This window comes from Acidocella sp. (genome assembly GCF_036489515.1).
Taxonomy (GTDB): Bacteria; Pseudomonadota; Alphaproteobacteria; order Acetobacterales; family Acetobacteraceae; genus Acidocella.
Window position 1 is genome coordinate 1 of the sequence record NZ_DASXFO010000099.1, and the last position, 20,018, is coordinate 20,018.

17 protein-coding genes are annotated in these 20,018 nt (G+C 65.0%); 7 read left to right on the forward strand and 10 right to left on the reverse strand.

What is annotated here, in order from left to right; genetic code table 11:
- The 4 genes from VGG47_RS14735 to VGG47_RS14750 form a co-directional block, all read right to left on the reverse strand.
- On the reverse strand, positions 1–2,469 hold a 2,469-nt coding region (locus tag VGG47_RS14735; RefSeq protein ID WP_331539895.1), incomplete at its 3' end, for an efflux RND transporter permease subunit.
- Between the two features lie 154 nt (positions 2,470–2,623).
- Positions 2,624–3,757 carry an efflux RND transporter periplasmic adaptor subunit gene (locus VGG47_RS14740; RefSeq protein ID WP_331539897.1) on the reverse strand — a complete coding sequence of 378 codons (1,134 nt, stop codon included), beginning with the start codon at positions 3,755–3,757 and terminating at the stop codon, positions 2,624–2,626.
- A gap of 262 nt (positions 3,758–4,019) precedes the next feature.
- Entirely contained in the window at positions 4,020–4,553 is a 534-nt protein-coding gene (thpR, locus tag VGG47_RS14745) for an RNA 2',3'-cyclic phosphodiesterase (protein ID WP_331539899.1), read from the reverse strand.
- An 80-nt stretch (positions 4,554–4,633) separates the two neighbouring features.
- Positions 4,634–6,406, reverse strand: coding sequence for an aminopeptidase P family protein (locus VGG47_RS14750; protein WP_331539901.1), 1,773 nt, complete (start codon positions 6,404–6,406; stop codon positions 4,634–4,636).
- A gap of 151 nt (positions 6,407–6,557) precedes the next feature.
- Between VGG47_RS14750 and VGG47_RS14755 the strand changes: the two genes are divergently transcribed.
- Positions 6,558–6,797: a DUF1127 domain-containing protein gene (locus tag VGG47_RS14755; protein WP_331539903.1), complete on the forward strand. Its 240-nt coding sequence runs from the start codon at positions 6,558–6,560 to the stop codon at positions 6,795–6,797.
- Positions 6,798–6,946: 149 nt separating this feature from the next.
- Here VGG47_RS14755 and VGG47_RS14760 read toward each other — a convergent pair whose 3' ends face one another.
- Genes VGG47_RS14760 through metF form a run of 3 tightly spaced genes read right to left on the reverse strand, consistent with a single transcriptional unit; the run spans position 6,947 to position 10,949 of the window.
- Positions 6,947–7,825 carry a 50S ribosomal protein L11 methyltransferase gene (locus VGG47_RS14760; RefSeq protein ID WP_408842195.1) on the reverse strand — a complete coding sequence of 293 codons (879 nt, stop codon included), beginning with the start codon at positions 7,823–7,825 and terminating at the stop codon, positions 6,947–6,949.
- Positions 7,815–9,992 carry an ATP-dependent helicase gene (locus VGG47_RS14765; protein ID WP_331539905.1) on the reverse strand — a complete coding sequence of 726 codons (2,178 nt, stop codon included), beginning with the start codon at positions 9,990–9,992 and terminating at the stop codon, positions 7,815–7,817. Before VGG47_RS14765 ends, VGG47_RS14760 begins: the two co-directional genes overlap by 11 nt.
- 15 nt (positions 9,993–10,007) lie before the next feature.
- Positions 10,008–10,949: a methylenetetrahydrofolate reductase [NAD(P)H] gene (gene metF / locus VGG47_RS14770; protein WP_331539947.1), complete on the reverse strand. Its 942-nt coding sequence runs from the start codon at positions 10,947–10,949 to the stop codon at positions 10,008–10,010.
- Positions 10,950–11,077: 128 nt separating this feature from the next.
- Here metF and VGG47_RS14775 point away from each other — a divergent pair, with 128 nt between their 5' ends.
- Both VGG47_RS14775 and VGG47_RS14780 read left to right on the forward strand, forming a co-directional pair.
- Complete coding sequence (locus tag VGG47_RS14775; RefSeq protein WP_331539907.1) at positions 11,078–11,953, forward strand: MlaA family lipoprotein; 876 nt, start codon at positions 11,078–11,080, stop codon at positions 11,951–11,953.
- A gap of 90 nt (positions 11,954–12,043) precedes the next feature.
- Positions 12,044–12,667 carry an MlaC/ttg2D family ABC transporter substrate-binding protein gene (locus VGG47_RS14780; protein ID WP_331539909.1) on the forward strand — a complete coding sequence of 208 codons (624 nt, stop codon included), beginning with the start codon at positions 12,044–12,046 and terminating at the stop codon, positions 12,665–12,667.
- Between the two features lie 94 nt (positions 12,668–12,761).
- Here the strand turns inward: VGG47_RS14780 and VGG47_RS14785 are convergent, their stop codons facing one another.
- Together VGG47_RS14785 and VGG47_RS14790 are read right to left on the reverse strand one after the other, a co-directional pair.
- Positions 12,762–14,129 (reverse strand): glutamate--cysteine ligase, encoded by a 1,368-nt coding sequence (locus VGG47_RS14785; RefSeq protein WP_331539911.1) that lies wholly within the window; start codon positions 14,127–14,129, stop codon positions 12,762–12,764.
- Between the two features lie 12 nt (positions 14,130–14,141).
- On the reverse strand, positions 14,142–14,855 hold the full coding sequence (locus tag VGG47_RS14790; protein ID WP_331539913.1) for a 16S rRNA (uracil(1498)-N(3))-methyltransferase: 714 nt from the start codon (positions 14,853–14,855) through the stop codon (positions 14,142–14,144).
- Between VGG47_RS14790 and ubiA the strand changes: the two genes are divergently transcribed.
- The 4 genes from ubiA to VGG47_RS14810 all read left to right on the forward strand — a co-directional run bounded on the left by ubiA (position 14,827) and on the right by VGG47_RS14810 (position 18,558).
- Positions 14,827–15,774 carry a 4-hydroxybenzoate octaprenyltransferase gene (ubiA, locus tag VGG47_RS14795; RefSeq protein WP_331539915.1) on the forward strand — a complete coding sequence of 316 codons (948 nt, stop codon included), beginning with the start codon at positions 14,827–14,829 and terminating at the stop codon, positions 15,772–15,774. The genes VGG47_RS14790 and ubiA overlap by 29 nt on opposite strands.
- A gap of 342 nt (positions 15,775–16,116) precedes the next feature.
- Entirely contained in the window at positions 16,117–17,079 is a 963-nt protein-coding gene (locus tag VGG47_RS14800; protein ID WP_331539917.1) for an ABC transporter substrate-binding protein, read from the forward strand.
- A 4-nt stretch (positions 17,080–17,083) separates the two neighbouring features.
- Positions 17,084–17,809: an ABC transporter ATP-binding protein gene (locus tag VGG47_RS14805; RefSeq protein ID WP_331539919.1), complete on the forward strand. Its 726-nt coding sequence runs from the start codon at positions 17,084–17,086 to the stop codon at positions 17,807–17,809.
- On the forward strand, positions 17,806–18,558 hold the full coding sequence (locus tag VGG47_RS14810; RefSeq protein ID WP_331539921.1) for an ABC transporter permease: 753 nt from the start codon (positions 17,806–17,808) through the stop codon (positions 18,556–18,558). The genes VGG47_RS14805 and VGG47_RS14810 overlap by 4 nt, the downstream gene beginning before the upstream one ends.
- Before the next feature lie 151 nt (positions 18,559–18,709).
- Here VGG47_RS14810 and VGG47_RS14815 read toward each other — a convergent pair whose 3' ends face one another.
- Positions 18,710–19,888: a DUF2125 domain-containing protein gene (locus tag VGG47_RS14815; protein ID WP_331539923.1), complete on the reverse strand. Its 1,179-nt coding sequence runs from the start codon at positions 19,886–19,888 to the stop codon at positions 18,710–18,712.
- Between the last annotated feature and the right edge of the window lie 130 nt (positions 19,889–20,018).

Here is a 20,018-nt window from a genome sequence, read left to right on the forward strand (position 1 = left end):
GATCAGCACTGCCGGATATTCATCGTAGGTGATCAGCGCGTTCGGACCCGTCACGTTCTTGATGGTGACGAGGCTGCTGATCGGCACTTCCTGCCCGGTCGCGCTCTGCACATACAGATCGTTGATGTCGGAGATCTTGTCGCGGAACTGCTGGTCCGCCTGCACGATCACCTGATAGACGAAATTGTCGTAGTTGAAGAGATTGACGAATTGCGAGCCGAGATAGGCCTGTAGCGTCGTGTAGACCACTTCCGGCGAGACGCCCATCAGCTCCGCCCGGGTGGTGTTCACGGACACCTCCACCTGCGGCTGGCTGGCGTCGAAGCCGCTGAACACGTTGTTCAGGCTCTTATCCTGGTTGGCGGCGAAGATCAGCCCGCGCGCGGCCGCGGCCAGCTGCTGAACGCTCTCGCCGTTCTGTGCCTCGAGCACGTAGTTGATGCCGCCGGTCGGGCTGACACCGGGGATCGATGGCGGATCGAAGGCCGCGATGTCCGCCGAGGGGATCGCATCGAAGGCCGGTTTCAGTTTCGCCATCAGCGCCTGGGCGGATTCGGCCCGTCCGCGCGCGCTCCAGGGGGTGAGGATGGCGATGACCAGACCGCCGCTCGGTTCCTCCGCGCTGGTAACGATGCTGTAGCCGGAGACGCCGATCACGTGCTTGATCCCTGACGTCTTGTGCAGGATGGTGGTGATCTCGTCCACCACGGCGCTGGTGCGCTCAAGCGAGGCGCCGTTCGGCAGTTGCACGTTGATCAGGAAGTAGCCCTGATCCTCGGCCGGCAGAAAGGCGGCCGGGGTGTGGGCGAACACGCCATAAGCGAGGACGAAGACGACGATGATGCCGCCAATCGCCAAGGCCAGCCGGCGCGTCAGCACGCCCACGACACTGCTGAACCGGTTGCGCGCGAAGTCGAACCCGGTGTTGAACCAGCGGAACACGAAGAAGGTGACCGGCTTCGGTGGCCGCAGCATCAGGGCGCAGAGCGCCGGACTCAGCGTCAGCGCGTTAATCGCGGAGATCACCACCGAGACCGAGATCGTCACCGCGAACTGCCGGTACAGCGCTCCGGTCACGCCGGAAATAAAGCCGACCGGCGCGAACACCGCCACCAGCACCAGCGTGGTCGCGATCACCGGGCCGGTGATCTCGGCCATCGCCTTCTCGGTCGCCTCGGCCACGCTCATGCCGTGATTTTCCTCAAGCGTGCGCGTCACGTTCTCGACCACGACGATGGCGTCGTCCACCACCAGGGTGATGGCGAGCACGATGGCGAAGAGGTCGATCGTGTTCGCCGAGTAGCCGAGCACGTATAGGATCGCGAACACGCCGATCAGCGAAACCGGGATGGCGATGGTGGGGATCACCGTGGCCCGCCAGTCCTGCAGGAACAGGTAGACCACACCCACCACCAGAACCAGGGTGATCACCAGGGTACGGAGGATCTCCGCGATATCCGCGGAGACGAACTTCGAGGCGTCGTAGGCGATCGTGTAGGAAAGGCCCGGGGGGAAGTGCGCGGACATCGCCTTCACCGTCGACTGTACCTCCCGCGAGACCGCCAGGGCGTTGGCACCGGGCGCCTCGTAGATGGCCAGCGTCGAGGCCGGCAGGTGGTCGAGCTGCGCCGCGTTGTTATATTCCTGGGCCGCCAGTTGCACCTTCGCGATGTCGGAGAGCCGCACGATGCCGCCATTCGGCGTGGCCCGGATGACGATGTTCTTGAACTGCTGGACGCTGGTCAGCTCGCCCGGCGCCAGCACCGTCAGCTGCTGCGCCTGGTTGTTCGCGGTCGGTGCCTCGCCAATCTGCCCGGCCGAAACCTGGAGGTTCTGCGCCTGGATCGCCGCGATCACCATGGCCGGCGTGATGCCGAGCCCGGTCATCTGCACCGGATTCAACCACACGCGCATCGCATATTCGCGTTCACCGAAAATCTGCGTGTTACCAACCCCGGGCAGGCGCGAGACGACCTGGTACAGATGCTCGTACTCGTAGTTCGAGACATAGACCTGGCTGTATTTATTCGTTGGCGAGAACAGGCTGACCGCCAGCACGAAGGTGCTGGACGCGGCGCGCACGGTGATGCCTTCCGACTGCACCTCCGCCGGCAGCTGCGCCTCGGCGATCTGCACGCGGTTCTGCACGTTCACCTGGTCGATGTACGGATTGGTGCCGATCGCGAAGGTCGCGGTCAGGTTATAGACGCCGGAACTGGAGCTCGAGCCCTGCATATAGAGCATGTTCGGTGCGCCGTTCACCTGCTCCTCGATCGGTTCGGCGACGGAGTTCAGGACCGTCTGCGCGCTGGCGCCGGGATAGGTCACCGAGATCGTCACCTGCGGCGGCGTCACGTTCGGATATTGCGCCACCGGGATCGCCGTCAGCGAGACCAGACCGGCCAGCGTAATGACGATGGCGATGACGATCGCGAAATTGGGGCGGTAGATAAAGAATTTCGAAAGCATGTTTATCCTGTCACCCCAAGGGCAGCATGGTCATGGTCATAGCGCCCGCGTCGAGCCGCCCGGTTAAGGAGCGGCAGGGGCACGGGCGCCGGGTCGTTCGGATGGATGGTAGCGACGTATGGTGAAGTGTCACGCCACGGCGCCATGCCGTCCACTAGTCAGAGGTGGCGTCGTCGGCCGACATTGCGGCGGCCGGGGCGATGGTCTCGGAGACCGTATTGCCCACCTTCACCTTCTGGATGCCATCGATGATCACCATCTCGCCTTCCGTCAGCCCGGAGCGGACGATGTCGTTCTGCCCGATCTGGTCGCCGAGCGTCACCGTCTCCTGCGTCACCTTATGGTCGGTGCCCACGACCAGCACGAACTGGCCGTCCTGACCGGTCTGCACGGCGGTGATCGGCACCAGCAGCGCCTCTTGCGCACTGGCCGGCGCGGTGATCACGTTCACATAGGCGCCCGGCAGCAACTGCGCTTTCGGGTTGGGAAAATTGGCATACACGTTCACCGTGCCGGTCGAGGTATCCACCTCGTTGGCGAGGAAGGCGATGTGGCCCTTGAACGGGTAGGGCTGGCCGTCGGGCAGGTCGATGCTGATCGCGAATTTCGAGCCCAGCGGGCCGTTCTGCGCCGCCTGCGCCGCCGCCAGGATCGGGCTGGTGCTCGGCACCGGGAACTCGATCTGGATCGGGTCGAGCTGGTTGATCGTCGCGATCGACCCGGTCGTGGGGGTCATGAGGTCGCCCGTGGTCGGCGGGATATAGCCGATCCGGCCGTTGATCGGTGCGACGATCGTGCAATAGCTGAGATTCAGCTGCGCATTGGCGACGTTGGCTTCGGCCGCGAGCACGTTGGCCTGATCCTCGTTGCGGGTCGCGAGCGCCGTATCCAGCGCCGACTCCGCCTCGAACCCGGTGGTGCGCAGATTGGCGGCGCGCTGATATTGCAGCTGAGCATTTTCCAGCGCTGCTTTCGCCGAGGCCAGATCGGCCTGGGCCAGCTCCAGCGCCGCTTGGTATTGCGCGGTTTGCAGCGTGAACAGCACCTGCCCGACTTTCACGTCGGTGCCCTGCTTGACATTGACCTTGTCGAGATAGGCGGTGACCCGCGGTATGATTTGGACCGAATTGATGGCGATGACGTGGCCCATATTGCTGAAGCTCGGCGCGATATTCTGCTCAGTCACTGGTGTGACCGTCACGGCGGGCAGGGGCGCTGCAGCGAAAGCCGGCAAAGCAAACAAAGATGCCGCCAGGCCAAGCCGGCGGGAATTCAGAAGTGAGCGCAATCCAGCCTCATATGTCTCAAAAGTTAATTCAGTCGCCGGGAACCGGCGGCGTCAACGGCCTTTCCCCATATAGGGGATGACCTAAATGACACAATGCCGTCAGGGCGTATGTTAAATTACGTTACGACCGTCCGGGGTGCCCATCATCACCCCTTTAAAGAAGGTCAATATGCTGGACGCAATCTTTGCTCAACCCATCCCGGCCGGGACGATTGTATGGCAACACGAAAAGCCGCCGCCTTGGGTGCCGGAAACTTGGCCGTTACCCTAGCGCATACTCGGCTTCCGGCGTGTAGGTCGGCTGGTCCTTGCCGAGAAAAGAGCTGAACAAAGTTACGTTATCGGCGCGGATCGGCGTCGAGCGGTACAGGTTATGCGCCTGCACGAAGCCGGTCAGCTGCGGCGTCACCGACATGTCCATGCGCGCGAGTGCCACATGCGGGGTGTAGCGGCGGCGATCCGGGGGCAGCCCGATCCGGCCCAGGGCAGTCTCCACTTTGGCTTGCAGCCGGCCCAGATCGGCATTGCGCTCGACCCCGACCCAGAGCGAGGAGACCCGCCCGGCCTTCTCGAACCAGCCCAGGCCGGAGAGCGAGAACGCAAAGCTGCGGCCGCGCAGGGTGGCCAGCGCCAGATCGATCTCCTCCGCCTGCAGCCGGCTGGCCTCGCCGATGAAGCGCAGGGTCAGGTGGAAATTATCCGTCGGAACCCATCTGGCGCCGGGGATGTTGCAGGAGAGGTCGTTCAGCTCTTCCTTGACCTCCCAGGGAAGGTCGAGAGCAACAAAAAGGCGCATGTTCGGCCACCTCTCAATGCAGAGTCGAGTCGAGAATCGACACTTGAATTTTGCGCTATCAGCTTTCCCGGGGTCAATGGTTATATGGTTGCAGTTGCTCGCCCCAGCCATTCCTGGACCGCCGGTTGTCCGGTCAGATGCGGGGAGAGCGCCTCGCGCACCCGTGCATGATAGGCGTTCAGCCAGGCCAGCGCGGCGGGCTCGAGCAGCGCGGGGTCGATCAGCGCGCGGTCGAACGGCGCCAGGGTCAGGGTCTCGAAGCGGAAGAATTTTTTAGACGCGCCGGGGAAAACCGCCTCTTGTACCAGCAGCAGGTTCTCCATGCGGATGCCGTAGGCGCCGTTGAGATAGAAGCCCGGCTCGTCGGAGAGGATCATGCCCGGCTGCAATGGCACCGGCTTGGCGGCGCGCGAAATGGCGGCCGGGCCTTCATGCACCGAGAGATACGCGCCGACGCCATGCCCGGTGCCGTGGTCGTAATCGAGCCCCGCTTGCCAGAGGGCCTGGCGGGCGAAGGCGTCGAGATGCGGCCCCGCCACACCTTCGGGGAAGACCAGCATCGCCAGGGCGATATGCCCGGCCAGCACCCGCGTCACATGCGCCCTCAGGGGCGCAGGTGCTGCGCCGGGGCCGGTCCAGAGCGTGCGGGTGATGTCGGTGGTGCCGTCCAGATACTGCCCGCCGCTGTCGATCAGATACAGCTCGTTGGGGCGGATCGGCCGGTTGCTCTCGGGCGTGACGCGGTAATGGATGACCGCGCCATGTTCGCCGGCGCCGGAAATCGCCGGAAAACTCTCGCCCCGGAAATGTTGCTCCTGGGTCCGTTCGGCCAGCAGCCGGGCGGCGGTGGACATCTCGGTCTCAGAGCCCAGCGGCAGGGTTTCCGCCGCCCAGGCGAGGAAACGCACCATCGCCACACCGTCGCGCAAATGTGCGGCGCGGGCGCCGTTCTGCTCCACGTGGTTTTTCGTCGCGCGCGGCAGCGCCACCGGGTCCGCGCCCTCGCTGATCGTGGCGCCGGCAGCGGCAAGCGTGGTCTTGAACCACACCGGCTGCGTCGCCGGATCGTAGCGCACGGTCTTTTGCTCCAGTGCCGCCAGCGCTGCGGGCAACGCTGAGCGCTCGGCCAATGTCACTTCATTGCCAAGATGCGCGCGGGTTTCCGCCGGTAATTTTTCGCCCGCCATGAAGAGGCTGGCGGTGCCGTCGGCGAACAGCAACGCATAGCCCAGCGCGATCGGCGTGAACTCCACATCCGTGCCGCGGATGTTGAACAGCCAGGCCAGGGAGGCGGGATCGGAGAGAATGGCCGCATCCTGCTTGGCCTCCCGCAATGAAGCCGCCAGCCGGGCACGCTTCGCGGCGGAAGTCTCGCCGGAACAAAAATCCGGTTGCGGCACGGCTTGCCCCATCGGCGGGGCAGGGCGGTCGATCCAGATCTCGTCCAGCGGGTTGCTCTCCACCGCCACCATGTCCGAGCCTGCGAAGCGCGCCAGCCCGTCGGCGCTGATCAGCAGGGGGTCGTAGCCGATGCGCCGCCCCGCCGCATGGGTTTTCAGCCAAGCCTCCGGCTTCTGCTCGACGAGATGCAGCCGCTCCCAGAGCGCGCCATCCGTCTGCTGTTCGAGTTGCAGCGTGTAACGCCCATCAGACCAGACGGCCGCGCGGTCGGCCAGCACGATGGCCAATCCCGCGCTGCCCGTGAACCCGGTGAGAAAAGCCAGGCGCTCGGCCGATTCCGGCACATATTCTCCGAGATGCTCATCGGCGCGGGGGACCAGAAATCCGTCCAGGCCGTGCTGGGCGAGGGCCGCACGCAGGGCGGCCAGGCGATTGTGTTGTTGTGATGGCATGGAGGCCCCCCCTTGTTATGCGTGACGCGCGTGTCTGTTCTGGCGGCAGGCACCGCCCAAAATTGCATCGTTTGGTCTATATGGTGCGCTGCAACGGTGCTGCTGGCTCACTCCGAATCGGCCGTCGTTGGTAGACAAACAGGTGCGTGTCATGTCGTCCAATATCTCCAACCCGTCCTCCCTGAGCAAGCACGGCGAGCAGCTGTCGGCCCGCCAGGTCCCGCAGAACGGGGCGGTGTGGCTTAAATCCCTGCTCGACGGGTTCCGCGCGTGGCGCGCCGCCCGCGCCGCTGAGGCCGAGCTGTACGCGTTCTCCGACCGCGAACTCGCGGATATCGGGTTGAACCGCCACAGCATCCACGCCGCCGTGCGCGGTGTGGCGAGGCGCTAGGAAGCGAAGGCAAGCCTACTTTTTGTGAACAAAAAGTAGCAAAAAAACTTTACTATGCTGGGCCATGGGCGTTGTCGGCGACAACGCCCATGGCCCAGCATAAAAGAAGTTTTTGCGTCGCTTTTTTCAAAAAGCGACCGCTTTCTTTCTTACTTGCGCAGAATCAGGATCGACCAGGCCCCATCGGTGAGGCGCCGTTCCAGCCGCAGCCCGGCGCGGCGATGCGCTGAGACGACCCAGTTCACCTGCGTCGTCAACAGCCCGGCCAGGATGGCCACACCGCCCGGCGCCATGCTGTCGCCAAGCTGGTGCGCCATGGCGCAGAGCGGCCGTGCCAGGATGTTGGCGAACACCAGGTCATAGGGCGCGCCGCGCTCGAGGCGCTTGTCGGCCCAGCCATCGGCGCGGATGGCCTGCACCAGATGCGCGACCCCGTTCAATTTTGCGTTGGCGTTCGCCACCCGCGCCGCCCGTGCGTCGATGTCGCTCGCCAGCACGCGGCGGTGCATCAGCTTGGCGGCGGCGATGGCGAGAATGCCTGAGCCGGTGCCGAGATCGAGGATGCGCAGGGGCCGGTAGGATTTGGCGATGTGCTCGAGCGCGACCAAACAGCCGCGTGTGGAATTATGCTCGCCGGTGCCGAAGGCGAGCCCGGCATCGAGCGTCAGGGTGATCCGCCCCGGCAGTGCTGGCGCAACAATATGCGTGCCGCGTACGACAAAGCGGTCGCCGATCTTCTGCTCCGGAAACGCCGCCTTGGTGCGCGCCAGCCAGCCGCCCACCGGCACCAGGGAGCGGGTGATCTCCGGCGTCTGGCCGGTCAGCATTTCCGCGACCAGAAGGGCCGAAGCCAGTTCCGCCTCGTACGCGCCGCGCTCCTTCACGCCCTGGATGTTCCAGATGTCGCGTTCCTCGTCCTGATGGAAGAACGACACCGCGCGGCAGACTGAGCCGAGCGCCGCCTCGAAATGGTCGAGCGCGTCGCCCGCCACCGTGACGGAAATGCAGTCTAGTTCTTCAGACATCATGGCGCTCCACGAACCGGTCGAGCACGCGCTTCTCGCCGGAAGTTTCAAAATCAATATCCAGCCGGTCGTCATCGGCCGCGATCACCCGGCCGTAGCCGAATTTCTGGTGGAACACGCGCGCCCCCACCGGGATTCGTTCGGTCCGCGTCGCCCGGGCGGGGGTTTCCCAGCGATCCGCCTCGCGCGGGCGCCGCGCCTGCATGGGAAAGCCCATCGCCGCTTCCGTGCGCGTCTGGTTCATCGTCGCCGAGCCGGTATGGGTGACCACGTGCTCCGGCAATTCTTCGATAAAGCGGCTGGGGATGCTGTCCTGCCAGTTGGCAAAAATGCGCCGCCTTCCGGCATGGCTGATGATCGCCCGCTTGCGCGCCCGGGTGATGCCGACATAGGCCAACCGCCGCTCTTCCTCGAGGCTCTTATTTCCGCCTTCATCCAGCGCCCGCTGGTTGGGGAACACGCCCTCCTCCCAGCCGGGGAGGAACACGGTGTCAAATTCCAGCCCTTTCGCGCCGTGCAGCGTCATCATCGAGAGTTTCGCGTCGTCGTCGCGCTCCTCGTTCTCCATCACCAGCGAGACATGGTCGAGGAATCCTTGCAGCGCTTCGAAATCGGCCAGCGCGCGGATCAGTTCCTTGAGGTTTTCGAGCCGCCCCGGCGCCTCGGGCGACTTGTCCGCCTTCCACATGTCGATATAGCCGGACTCGTCCAGCATCGTCTCGAGCGCGACCACATGCCCCTCGCGCCCCAATATCTCGCGCCAGCGGTCGAAATTTTGCAGCAGATCGCGCAAGGAGTCGCGCAACTTGCCGCGCAAGGTGCCGGTCTGAACCAGTAAAGCGGTCGCGGCATAGAGAGAAACCTGATCGGCGCGCGCCCGTTCATGGATGGTGCGCAGCGCGCCATCGCCGACGCCGCGCTTGGGCGTGTTGACGATACGCTCGAACGCCAGATCGTCCGCCGGCTGCGCCAGCACGCGCAGATAGGCGATGGCGTCGCGGATTTCCGCGCGCTCATAGAAGCGCAAGCCGCCGATGATGCGGTAGGGCACGCCGAGCGTGATCATCCGCTCCTCGAACGCTCGGGTCTGGAAACCGGCACGGACCAGGATCGCCATCTCCGCCAGGGAATCGCCCGAGCGCCGGTAGGATTCCACGCGGCCGCCGACCATCCTTGCCTCCTCTTCGGAGTCCCAGAGCGCGACGACCTCGACATTGTCGCCGCTCGCATCATTGCGCCCGGGATGCAGGGTCTTGCCGAGCCGTCCCTCGTTATGCGCGATCAGATGCGCGGCGGCGGTGAGGATCGGCGCGGTGGAGCGGTAATTCGCCTCCAGCCGGACGATTTTCGCGCCGGGAAAATCCCGTTCGAATTTCAGGATGTTCTCGATCTCGGCGCCGCGCCAGGAATAGATGCTCTGGTCGTCGTCGCCGACGCAGCAGATGTTCTTGTGCCCCTGCGCCAGCAGCCGCAGCCAGTAATACTGCACTAGGTTGGTGTCCTGGTATTCGTCCACCAGGATGTAGCGGAACATCCTGTGATAGGTCGCGAGCACCTCGGCGTCGGTCTTCAGCAGGTTGACGCAGAGGAGGAGAAGATCGCCGAAATCCACCGCGTTGAGCGCCTTCAGACGCTCCTGATACGCGGCATACAGCGCCTCGGCGCGGCCATTCGCAAAATCGCTGGTCTCGGCCTCGGGAATCCCCGCGGGCATGAAACCCTTGTCTTTCCAGCGTTGGATCTGCGCCATCAGCGCATTGGGCGGCCAGCGTTTGGCGTCGATCCGGGCCGTCTCCATCACCTGCTTCAGCAGACGCAGCTGGTCGTCGGAGTCGAGGATCGAAAAATTGCTCTGCAGCCCGACCCGGTCGGCGAAGCGGCGCAGCATGCGCGCGCAGAGTGCGTGGAACGTGCCGAGCCACAGCCCTTCCGCCGGCTGTCCGAGGATATGCCCGACGCGCTCGCGCATCTCCCGCGCAGCCTTGTTGGTGAAGGTGACGGTGAGGATCTGGTTGGGAAACGCCTTGCCGCTCAGCAGGATATGCGCAAAACGCGTGGTCAGCACGCGGGTCTTGCCGGTGCCGGCGCCGGCCAGGACCAGCACCGGGCCCTCGGTCGCTTCCACCGCCTCACGCTGCGCCTGGTTCAGGCTGTCGAGATAAGCGCTCATGGTTCCCGGCCCGGTTTACGCCGCCGCCGCGGTCGCCGGTTTCACGCCGAGAATGCGGGCGATGGCGTAGACCAGGTCCGGCCGGTTGAGCGTGTAGAAATGGAATTCGTCGATGCCGTTGGCCTGCAGGATCCGCACCTGTTCGGCGGCGGTGGCGGCAGCGACCATGCGGCGGGTTTCCACGTCGTCGTCGAGCCCCGCGAACAACTCGCCCATCCATTTCGGCACCACGGTGCCGCAAGCGGTGCAGAATTTCGCGGCCTGGGTGAAATTGGTGACCGGCATGATCCCTGGCACGATCGGCGCCGTGATGCCGGCGGCCAGGGCGCGGTCGAGGAAGCGAAGAAAATTGTTGTTGTCGAAGAACACCTGGCTGATCGCCCGGGTCGCCCCGGCATCGAGTTTGCGTTTCAGGTTGTCGAGATCCTGTTCGGGGCTCCGCGCCTGCGGATGCGTTTCCGGATAGGCGGCAACGGTGATCTCGAAATCCGCGACGCGCTTCAGCCCGGCGACGAGGTCGGACGCATAATCGTACCCGCCCGGATGCGGGGCATAGCTCTGGCCGGCCGGCGGGTCGCCGCGCAGTGCGACGATATGTTTCACGCCCGCCTCCCAATAGCGGCGGGCCACCGCGTCCACCTCCTTCCTCGTGGCGCCGACGCAGGTCAGGTGCGCGGCGGGGGTGAGGGCGGTCTCCTGCACCATGCGGACGACGGTGGCATGGGTGCGCTCCTGCGTGCTGCCGCCGGCGCCGTAGGTGACGGAGACGAAACTGGGTTGCAGCGTCGCCAGCCGGTCGACACAGGCCCAGAGCTGCGCCTCCAGCGCCGGGGTTTTCGGCGGGAAGAATTCAAAGGAGATGGCCGGCACCGACTCGGCTTCCGGGGCCGGCAGCGGTGCTACGCGCGCGCGGGCCGCCCAGCGGGCCAGAGTGTCGCGGTGTGGGGAATGGGTCATCATCAGCTCCGTTTGGTGGCAGCACTGGCGGCTTTTCGCAAGGGGGAGGGATGTCGGCGGGGCGGCTTGCTGTGGCCGGGGAATCACGCCAAACGCGAACATGAAAAAGCCCGGTTGAACCTGGGTTTATGAACATCAAATATGATCTCAGTACGCTCGGTCATGAGCATGCGGCAGAGGAGGCCTACAAGGTGCGGTTGCAGAAGACGAATGATACATTGGCGGTGCAAGCCAAGCGGGTTTGCTGCCTGGGGGCGCCGGCGCTTCTCCTCGCCACCGCCTTGTCCGGTTGCGCGCACGCACCGCCGCGAGCCGATACCGCGGCCTATGAGGCGTATCAGCAACAGAACGACCCGATCGAGCCGACCAACCGCTTCTTCTACGCGGTGAACGACAAGATCGACCGTTACGCGTTCAAGCCGGTCGCGCAGGGCTATGTGGCCATCACCACCCAGGGCGTCCGCAATCATGTCGGGTATTTCATCACCAATATCGGCGAGCCGGCGCGCATGGTGAACTTCATGTTCGAAGGCAAGTCGCGCGACGCCGGCACCTCGCTGGTGCGCTTCGTGGTCAATTCCACGATCGGCATCGGCGGCATCTTCGATCCGGCCACAGCACTCGGCTACCAGGAACAGGACACGGATTTCGGCATGACGCTCGCCGAATGGGGCGTGGCCGAAGGGCCGTATCTGTACCTGCCGGTGTTCGGCCCGTCGGGGGCGCGCGATGTGTGGAACATTCCGGTGGAATTCTACGCCACGCCGATGGAACTTGCCCCGGAGAGCGCCGCGCTCAACGATTTCGGCTGGGCCCAAACCGGGCTGCATCTGATCAACACCAGGGCGGAATATATCCAGCCGATCGATCAGATCCGCGCCACCGCGCTCGATCCTTACGCGACCTTCCGCAGCCTGTACCGGCAGTCGCGCGCGTCAGAGCTGCAGCAGATCAACCAGCGCAACGTGCTGACGCAGCCTGACTGGGTGTGGCCAGCGCACTAGAGCGATGGAATCGCTCGCGTAAACAAGCTGGAGCATGATTGACGTCAGGCAATCATGCTCCAGGTTCCGTCAATCCGGAGGACGTTAAGCATGTATTTCCGCCGTTTCATTCTGGGCGCCGTTGCCGCTGCGCCACTGCTTGCCGCGATGGCCGGCGCCGCTCAGGCGCAGACTGTCGCTCCCGATGCCGCCCGGGCGTTCATCCAGCAATCCGGCCAGCAGCTGGTGAGCATCGTCAACAGTTCGGCCACACAGGCGCAGAAGGCCGATCAGTTGCGCGATCTGGTCAACCGGATCGTCGCCGTCGACCAGGTCGGCGACTACGTGCTCGGCCGCTATCTGAATGCGCTGACGCCGCAGCAGCACCAGCAGTTCCAGACGCTGTTCCACCAGCTGCTGTCCTACAACATCACCTACCAGATCAAAGCCTATCAGGGCATCAGCTTCACCGTGAACGGCGCCGCGCAGCAGGGCAACGACATGGTGGTGGACACCACCATCACGAGCCCCGGAAAGCAGCCGGCGGATGTCGGCTGGGCGGTGGATGAGATCGATGGCAGCCCGAAAATCGTCGACGTGATCGTCGCCGGCACCTCGCTGCGCATCACCACCCGCAACGATTACGCCGGCGTGATCACCGACCATGGCGGCCAGGTTTCCGCGTTGCTCGACGCCATGCAGGGGCAGATCACCCGGATCGCCAACGCGCAGTAGGTTAATTTGGGCCTGGGGCGTTGTCGGTGACAACGCCCCAGGCCCAGCATAGTCAAAAATTTTTGCGCCGCTTTTTTTTAAAAGCGGCCGCTTTCTAAAACGCCGCTTCGGCGAAGATTTTCGTCACATCGCCCTTCCAGGGGCCTTCATACCGTTGCAGCCAGAACTCCGCCTGGGTTGGCCCGCCGGCGGCGATTTCTTGCAGCGGCGCCAGGTACACGCTCTCATCCGCGCCCGCAGCGTTGCGCTTCGCGCGGTTTTTCAGCCCGTCCGCGGCGATGGCGACCGCCTCGCGCGCGAGGTCGCGCAGCGTGCCGGCGCCGAAGCGCGTATGGATCCCGGTGGCCGGCACGGCGGCGCGCAAGGCCATGATCTGCTCGTAGGGCAGGGACTTGAGGAGCGCCGTGGCCGCTTTAAGCGCAGCGGGATCGTAGAAAATCCCGGTCCAGAAGGCCGATTGCGCGAGCATCATGTCGGGCCGCCCGGAATCGGCGCCGCGCGTCTCGATATAGCGCTTCAGCCGCACATCCGGGAACGCCGTGGTGCTGTGGTCGGCGAAATCCCCCAGCGTCGCCACCTCGCCGGGAAGTGCTGCGAGCCGTCCGGCCATGAAGTCGCGAAACGAGGCGCCGGCCACGTCATGATACGCGCCGTCGCGGTAGACGAAGTACATCGGCACGTCGAGCAGCCATTCGGTATAGGCCTCGAAGCCGAACCCGTCCGCGAAAATCATCGCCGGGATGCCGGCGCGCGCATTGTCGGTATCGGTCCAGACCTGCGCGCGGTTGGACAGCTTCCCGTTCGGCTTGCCCTCATAGAAGGGCGAATTGGCGAACAAGGCCGTCGCCAGCGGCTGCAGCGCCGCGCCGACGCGCATCTTCGCCACCATGTCGGCTTCGGAGGAGAAATCGAGGTTCACCTGCACCGTGCAGGTGCGGAACATCATGTCCAGCCCGCGCGTGCCGACCTTGGGCATATACTGGCGCATGATCTTGTAGCGGCCCTTCGGCATGGTGGGCATGTCCTCGCGCCGCGCCAGCGGGTGGAAGCCGAGCGGTGCGAAGCCGAGCCCCAGCTTCGGGCCGACTTCCTGCAGCCGCGCCACATGCGCGTCCAGCTCCCCCTTGGTCTCGTGCAGGGTGGCGAGCGGCGCGCCGGACAGCTCGAACTGCCCGCCCGGCTCCAGCGACAGCGAGGCGCTCCCGCGCTTCAGGCCGATCGTGTTGCCGCGGTCGAGAATCGGGTCCCAGCCCTCGCTCTGCCCGATCGTGGTCAGCAGGTCGCGGATGCCGCCCGGCTCTTCATAGGTCGGGGGCAGGAGATCGGTGCGATGAAAGCCGAACGCCTCATGTTCGGTGCCGATCGTGAAGGTTTCGGCCGGTCTTGCGCCGGCCGCCAGATACGCCGCCAGGTCGCGGGTGTCGTTGATGGTGGTGACGTCAGCGTCTCCAGGATTGGACAACTTCTACTCCTCTCAAGAGTGGGATGCGAGGAGCAGCGCGAGCCCCGCGATGGCGGCAGTTTCCGCCCGCAGGATACGGCGCCCAAGCGACACGCGACTAACAATGGGTGCGGTTGCGATACCTTCAAGCTCCGCATCGGTAAAGCCGCCCTCCGGACCGACCAGCAGCGCGCTAGGCTGGGCTGCGCCCGGAGCGGGCGCGAGCACGGGGGCGGTGCGGCGTTCATCGGCCACGTAGAGACGGCGCTGCGGCCAGGAGGCCATCAGTTTATGTAATGGCAGCGGTGCACGGATTTCGGGAACCACCAGCCGCTCGCATTGCTCCGCTGCCTCCACGGCGATGGCGCGGAGCCGTTCCAGGTTGACATGGTCGGCCTGGGTGCGCGCGGTGATCACCGGCTGGATCACCGAAGCGCCGAGCTCGGTCGCCTTCTCCACCACGAGATCGGTCTTCTGCCGCTTCAGCAGCGCGAAGCACAGCCAGCAATCGGGCTCCGGCTCCGGCGTCCGGGTCTGGTGCCGTACCGTCAGCACCGCCTGCTTGCGCGAGATCTGCGCGACCTCGGCCTGCCATTCCCCCGCTACGCCGTTGAACAGGCGCAGCGTATCGCCTTGCTGAAGCCGCATGACGTTGCCGAGATAATGCGATTGCGCCGCCTCGAGCGGCAGCTCCGTGTTGTCCCCCAGAGGGGCGTCGATGAACAGGCGAATTGACGTGGCACTCATGGCGGGCACATTACCATCCATGGATGGATTTACCGATATCCGCGCGCGCGGTTGGGTGCGGCATCTGCCGGAATGGCTGATTCCCTACGCGCTGCTGGCGCGCTTCGACCGGCCGATCGGCTCCTGGCTGCTGTTCCTGCCCGGGCTGTGGTCGATCTCCTTCGCCGCCTCGGACATTTTGATAGGAATGTGGCTGGTCCTGCTGTTCGCCATCGGTTCGGTGGTAATGCGCGGGGCCGGCTGCGTGGTGAACGACCTCTGGGACCGCAAGATGGACGCGCAGGTGGAGCGCACACGCGGCCGGCCGCTCGCTTCCGGCCAGCTGCGCCCGCGCCACGCGCTGGTCTTCCTTGCCATTCTCTGCCTGATCGGGCTGGTGATCCTGCTGCAGCTGAATATGCAAGCGCGCATCCTCGGCGTGCTGAGTCTGGTGCCGGTGGCGCTGTATCCGCTCGCCAAGCGTGTCACCTGGTGGCCGCAGATCGTGCTCGGACTGGTGTTCGGCTGGGCGGCGCCGATGGGCTATGCCGCCGCCGCCGGTGATCTCGCCTGGCCGGTTCTTCCGCTCTACCTCGCCGCGATTCTCTGGATCGTCGGTTATGACACGATCTATGCGCATCAGGATCGCGAGGACGACGCGCTGATCGGCGTCAAGTCCACGGCCAGGCTGTTCGAGACCAGGACCAAAGGCCTGCTGATCGTCTGCTATACCGGCACCATTCTGCTCCTGGCGCTGGCGATGGGCATGCAGGGGCTCAGCCTGGGGGGGCTGCTGGTGCTGATGCTGCCGGCGGCGCTGCTGGCGCGGCAGGTGGCCCAGCTCGACGTGAACAATCCGGGCCGTTGCCTGGCCCTGTTCAAGTCCAACCGCGAGGTCGGGCTGGCCGTGGGGCTCGCTATTCTCATCGGCCAGATTTAAGCAAGCAGCCGCTTTTTGAAAAAAGCGGCGCAAAAACTTTTATTATGCTGGGCCGTGGGCGTTGTCGGCGACAGTGCCCATGGCCCAGATTAATAAAGTTTTTTTGCTTCTTTTTGTTCACAAAAAGAAGCCTTTCTTCCCTTGTTGACCTGACGTGGCAATGGCGTAATCTTTCCGGCACCGGGGTGCCCGCCTTCCGCGAGCTGAGATCATACCCGCCGAACCTGCCTGGGTAATGCCAGCGAAGGGAGACAGGGTGTCCATGACTTGCGTTTCCAGTGCGGCACGGCCTCCGGAATTTTTCGCGGCCTGCGCCGTTCACCTTAGGGAAGCGTTCCACCCATGAAACTCGACCGTCGCTCATTTCTGGCCGCCTCGGCCGCCACCTTGGCCGCACCTGCCGCGTTCGCGCAAAGCGCCGCGCCGGCACAAAAATTCACCGTGATCCTGGACTGGTTCGTGAACCCGGACCACGCGCCCTTGTTCACCGCCCGCTATATCGGCGCCTTCGACCGTGCCGGGCTGGACGTGGCCCTGGTGGCGCCCACCGACCCGGACCTGCCGCCGCGCCTGCTCGCTGCCGGCAAGGCCGATGCCGCGCTCAGCTACCAGACCCAGCTCTATCTGCTGGTCGATCAGGGGCTGCCGCTTCGCCGCACCGGCACGCTGATCAACAAGCCCCTGAACACGCTCACCGCGCTGGAACGCAGCGGCATCAAGAACCTCGCCGATCTCAAGGGGCGGAAGGTCGGCTATTCCGTGGCCGGCGTGGAAGAGGCGCTGATCGGCACGATGCTGCGCCATGCCGGGCTCAGCCTCTCGGACGTGACGTTGGTGAACGTCAATTTCGCGCTGGTGACGGCGCTGATGTCGAACGAGGTGGACGCGGTGATCGGCACCTACCGCACCTACGAGGACATCCAGCTCGCCCAGGCGGGGCTGAAGCCGGTGATCTTCTTCCCCGAGGATTACGGCGTGCCGCCATCGGATGAGTTGATCGTCCTCTCCAACACGTCCGGCCTCACCAACCCGGCTCTACCGAAATTCCTTGCCGCGTTGCAGGAAGGTGCCAACTATCTGGTGCGGCACCCGGACGAGATGCTGGCGCGCTTCGTCAAGGACCAGCCGACCCTGAACGACAAGCTCGACATCGCCTCCTGGAAGGCGCTGCCCGGCTATTTCGCGCAAGATCCTGCCTACCTCGACGCCGCGCGCTACACCACCTATCGCGACTTCATGCTCCGGGAGAAGCTGATCAAGAATTCCCTGCCGCTCGAAGACTACGCGGTGCAGATCAAGGTCTAAGCCCATGGCCCCGCCGGGCATCACCGTCGAGAGCCTGACCCTGCGTTATGCCGGGGTCAGCGTGTTCGAAAATCTGAGTTTTCAGGTGGCGCCCGGCCAGTTCGTTGTGCTGCTGGGGCCGAGCGGCGTGGGCAAGACCAGCCTGCTACGCATCATCGCCGGGCTGGAAATTCCGGCCGAGGGCACCGTGCGCGCGACGGACGGGCAAAAACTCGCCGGCCGCGTCGCCTATATGGGGCAGCAGGATTTCTTGTTCCCGTGGGCGCGCGTGCTGGACAATGTGATGCTCGGCTCCCGGCTGCGCGGTGACCAGGCCGATCCGGCACGGGCCAGGGATCTGCTGGAACGTGTCGGACTCAAAGGGCGGGAAGGGGCGTTGCCGGCCGAACTCTCCGGCGGCATGCGCCAGCGCGCGGCGCTCGCCCGCACGCTCTACGAGCGGCGGCCGATCGTGCTGATGGACGAGCCGTTTTCGGCGCTGGATGCGCTGACCCGCGCGCGCATCCAGGATCTGGCGGCGGAACTGCTGGCCGGCAGCACTACGCTGCTGATCACCCACGACCCGCTGGAGGCCTGCCGCCTTGGCCACCACCTCGTCGTACTCTCCGGCCAGCCGGCCCGGCTGGGCGCGCCGATCGCGGTCCCCGGCGCGCCGCCACGGGCGCTGGACGATGCCGCCTTATTGCAAACGCAGGGGCAGTTGCTGCGCCTGTTGAGCGACATGGCATGAGCCTGCTCCGCCCGCTGATCACCTTTTTGGGGTTTTTGGCTGTTTGGTGGGGCGTCACGCGCTTCACCGGTATCCCGGCTTTCATGCTGCCGGCACCTGGGGATGTGGCGCAGGCGCTGTGGACGCAGCGTGACCTGTTGTTCTGGAATACGCTGACGACGCTGAGTGAAATCCTGCTCGGCCTGTTGTTCGGCACGCTGTTCGGCGGCATCTCGGCGATCGCCATTGTCGCTTCGCCGCTGCTGCAACGCTGGCTGATGCCGGTGCTGGTGCTGAGCCAGGCGATCCCGGTGTTCGCCCTGGCGCCGCTGCTGGTGCTCTGGCTCGGCTTCGGCATCACCTCGAAAGTGGTGATGGCGGTGCTGGTGATCTTTTTCCCCGTCACCGCGAATTTCGCCGACGGGCTGCGCCGGACCGATCCCGGCTGGCTCGACCTCGCCCGCACCATGAATGCCAGCCGCTGGGCGATGCTGCGCCATGTCCGCCTGCCGGCGGCGCTTCCGGCCTTCGCTTCCGGCCTGCGCGTGGCCACCGCCGTGGCGCCGATCGGCGCGATCATCGGCGAATGGGTTGGCGCCTCCTCCGGCCTCGGTTTCGTGATGATCAACGCCAATGCACGAATCGAGACAAACCTGATGTTCGCCGCTTTGTTCATCCTCGCCGTGGTGGCGATTGCTCTTTACGTCCTGGTCGACCGGGGATTGCGGCTTTTGCTGCGCTGGTCGCCGGAGTCCACGGGGTTCGGGTAAAGGCGAAGGGAAGGCTACTTTTTGTGAACAAAAAGTAGCAAAAAAACTTTATTTATGCTGGGCCATGGGCGTTGTCGGTGACACAGCCCATGGCCCAGATTAGCAAAATTTTTGCGCCGCTTTTTTAAAAGCGGCTGCTTTTCTTCCCTTTCTACAGCGCGGCCCCTGAACCGTCCCCCGGCGCCTGTGGCGGCGGTGCGGTTTCCAGTTGCGACCAGTCGAGCGGCGGCAGGTCGCCCACTTTTTGTCCGTTCACCATCACCGCGCCGTTGCCGTAGGTCGCCTTGAAGGTCAGCGTCTGGCCGCCATGGGGCGTGCTGGAGAGATAGGGCGAGAGCTTCGCTTCCAGCGCGTTCACCGTGCCCTGCACCTGCGGGTAGGCGGCGGTGATCGCGGCGCTGAACGCGTCCAGGTGGTCGGCGCTGAGGTTGGCATGGCCTTGCGGCTGCACCTTGGAGTCGAAGGCCATGTCGCCGGCGGCGTGCAGCGTGCTCGGGCCGATCGCGAGGTCGAGGCCGGCATCGCCGCTACCGCCGCGCGCCGCCCAGTCATGCAGTCCCTGCGCCATGACGCGTATGCGGCCGTCAGTATCGTCCGCCGCGACTGCGTTATAGCGCGCCGCCAGCGCCGGCAGGTCGGCCGGCACCGGCCCGTTGAGGTTCAGGTTCCAGCCCAGATGCGCGACCCGGCCATCGAACGGGATCGAGGCGAGCCGTGTGAGCAGCGGCGAGACGGCGATGTTATCCAGCGCGCCGCTGGTGGCGAACAGGCTCTGCCCGGCGCCGGCATGACGGTTGAACGTGCTGTGCGCGTGGTAGGCGTCGGCATGCAGCACCATCAGGCTGCCGCTACTCGCCAGCAGGTCGATATTTTGCGCCCGCGTGTCCATGGCCGCGAAGGGCCCCGGCTCCCGGCGCAGCAGGGCGGACAGATCCAGCCGCTCGGTCTGTGCGATGCTGCCGAAGGTCAGCACGAAATCCCCGCGCTCGGCGCTGACGTCGATGCGGTTCGGCAGGACGAAATGCAGCAGCAGCGGCGTCGCGGCGTCGATCTCCAGGGCGAAGGCCGGCAGGGTGATGGAGAGCGGCGCGGCGGCGGGGCTGGGCTGCACCACCAGCCGCAGATTGTTCACCGTGACCATGGCGGCAAGCGGCGAGCCGCTGTGCTCGATGCTGTCATAGCTTACCTGCACGTCGCCGCCCGAAGACAGCCCGTTTGCCCAGTCGATGAAGCCCGCCTGCATCTGCTGCTGCGCGTACCACCACAGCCCCAGCCAAGCGACCACCCCAACCAAGACGACCGCCAGCAAGGGTTTGAGGATAGTCCGCATGAATTTTCTCTCCGTCCGACTTGATATGGTCTAGGCTGGCTTCTCAGAGGCAAGCAAGCGGCCGCTTTTTAAAAAAAACGGCGCAAAAACTTTTGTTATGCTGGGCCATGGGCTGTGTCGCCGACAACGC

Bases quoted from the DNA above. Each gene is read 5' to 3' on its own strand.
- VGG47_RS14775 (WP_331539907.1), top strand. From the start codon at position 11,078: ATGAACATCAAATATGATCTCAGTACGCTCGGTCATGAGCATGCGGCA.
- VGG47_RS14780 (WP_331539909.1), top strand. From the start codon at position 12,044: ATGTATTTCCGCCGTTTCATTCTGGGCGCCGTTGCCGCTGCGCCACTG.
- VGG47_RS14790 (WP_331539913.1), bottom strand. From the start codon at position 14,855: ATGAGTGCCACGTCAATTCGCCTGTTCATCGACGCCCCTCTGGGGGAC.
- VGG47_RS14805 (WP_331539919.1), top strand. From the start codon at position 17,084: ATGGCCCCGCCGGGCATCACCGTCGAGAGCCTGACCCTGCGTTATGCC.
- VGG47_RS14760 (WP_408842195.1), bottom strand. From the start codon at position 7,825: ATGATGTCTGAAGAACTAGACTGCATTTCCGTCACGGTGGCGGGCGAC.
- VGG47_RS14750 (WP_331539901.1), bottom strand. From the start codon at position 6,406: ATGCCATCACAACAACACAATCGCCTGGCCGCCCTGCGTGCGGCCCTC.
- thpR (WP_331539899.1), bottom strand. From the start codon at position 4,553: ATGCGCCTTTTTGTTGCTCTCGACCTTCCCTGGGAGGTCAAGGAAGAG.
- VGG47_RS14815 (WP_331539923.1), bottom strand. From the start codon at position 19,888: ATGCGGACTATCCTCAAACCCTTGCTGGCGGTCGTCTTGGTTGGGGTG.
- VGG47_RS14765 (WP_331539905.1), bottom strand. From the start codon at position 9,992: ATGAGCGCTTATCTCGACAGCCTGAACCAGGCGCAGCGTGAGGCGGTG.
- ubiA (WP_331539915.1), top strand. From the start codon at position 14,827: ATGAACAGGCGAATTGACGTGGCACTCATGGCGGGCACATTACCATCC.
- metF (WP_331539947.1), bottom strand. From the start codon at position 10,949: ATGACCCATTCCCCACACCGCGACACTCTGGCCCGCTGGGCGGCCCGC.
- VGG47_RS14810 (WP_331539921.1), top strand. From the start codon at position 17,806: ATGAGCCTGCTCCGCCCGCTGATCACCTTTTTGGGGTTTTTGGCTGTT.
- VGG47_RS14800 (WP_331539917.1), top strand. From the start codon at position 16,117: ATGAAACTCGACCGTCGCTCATTTCTGGCCGCCTCGGCCGCCACCTTG.
- VGG47_RS14755 (WP_331539903.1), top strand. From the start codon at position 6,558: ATGTCGTCCAATATCTCCAACCCGTCCTCCCTGAGCAAGCACGGCGAG.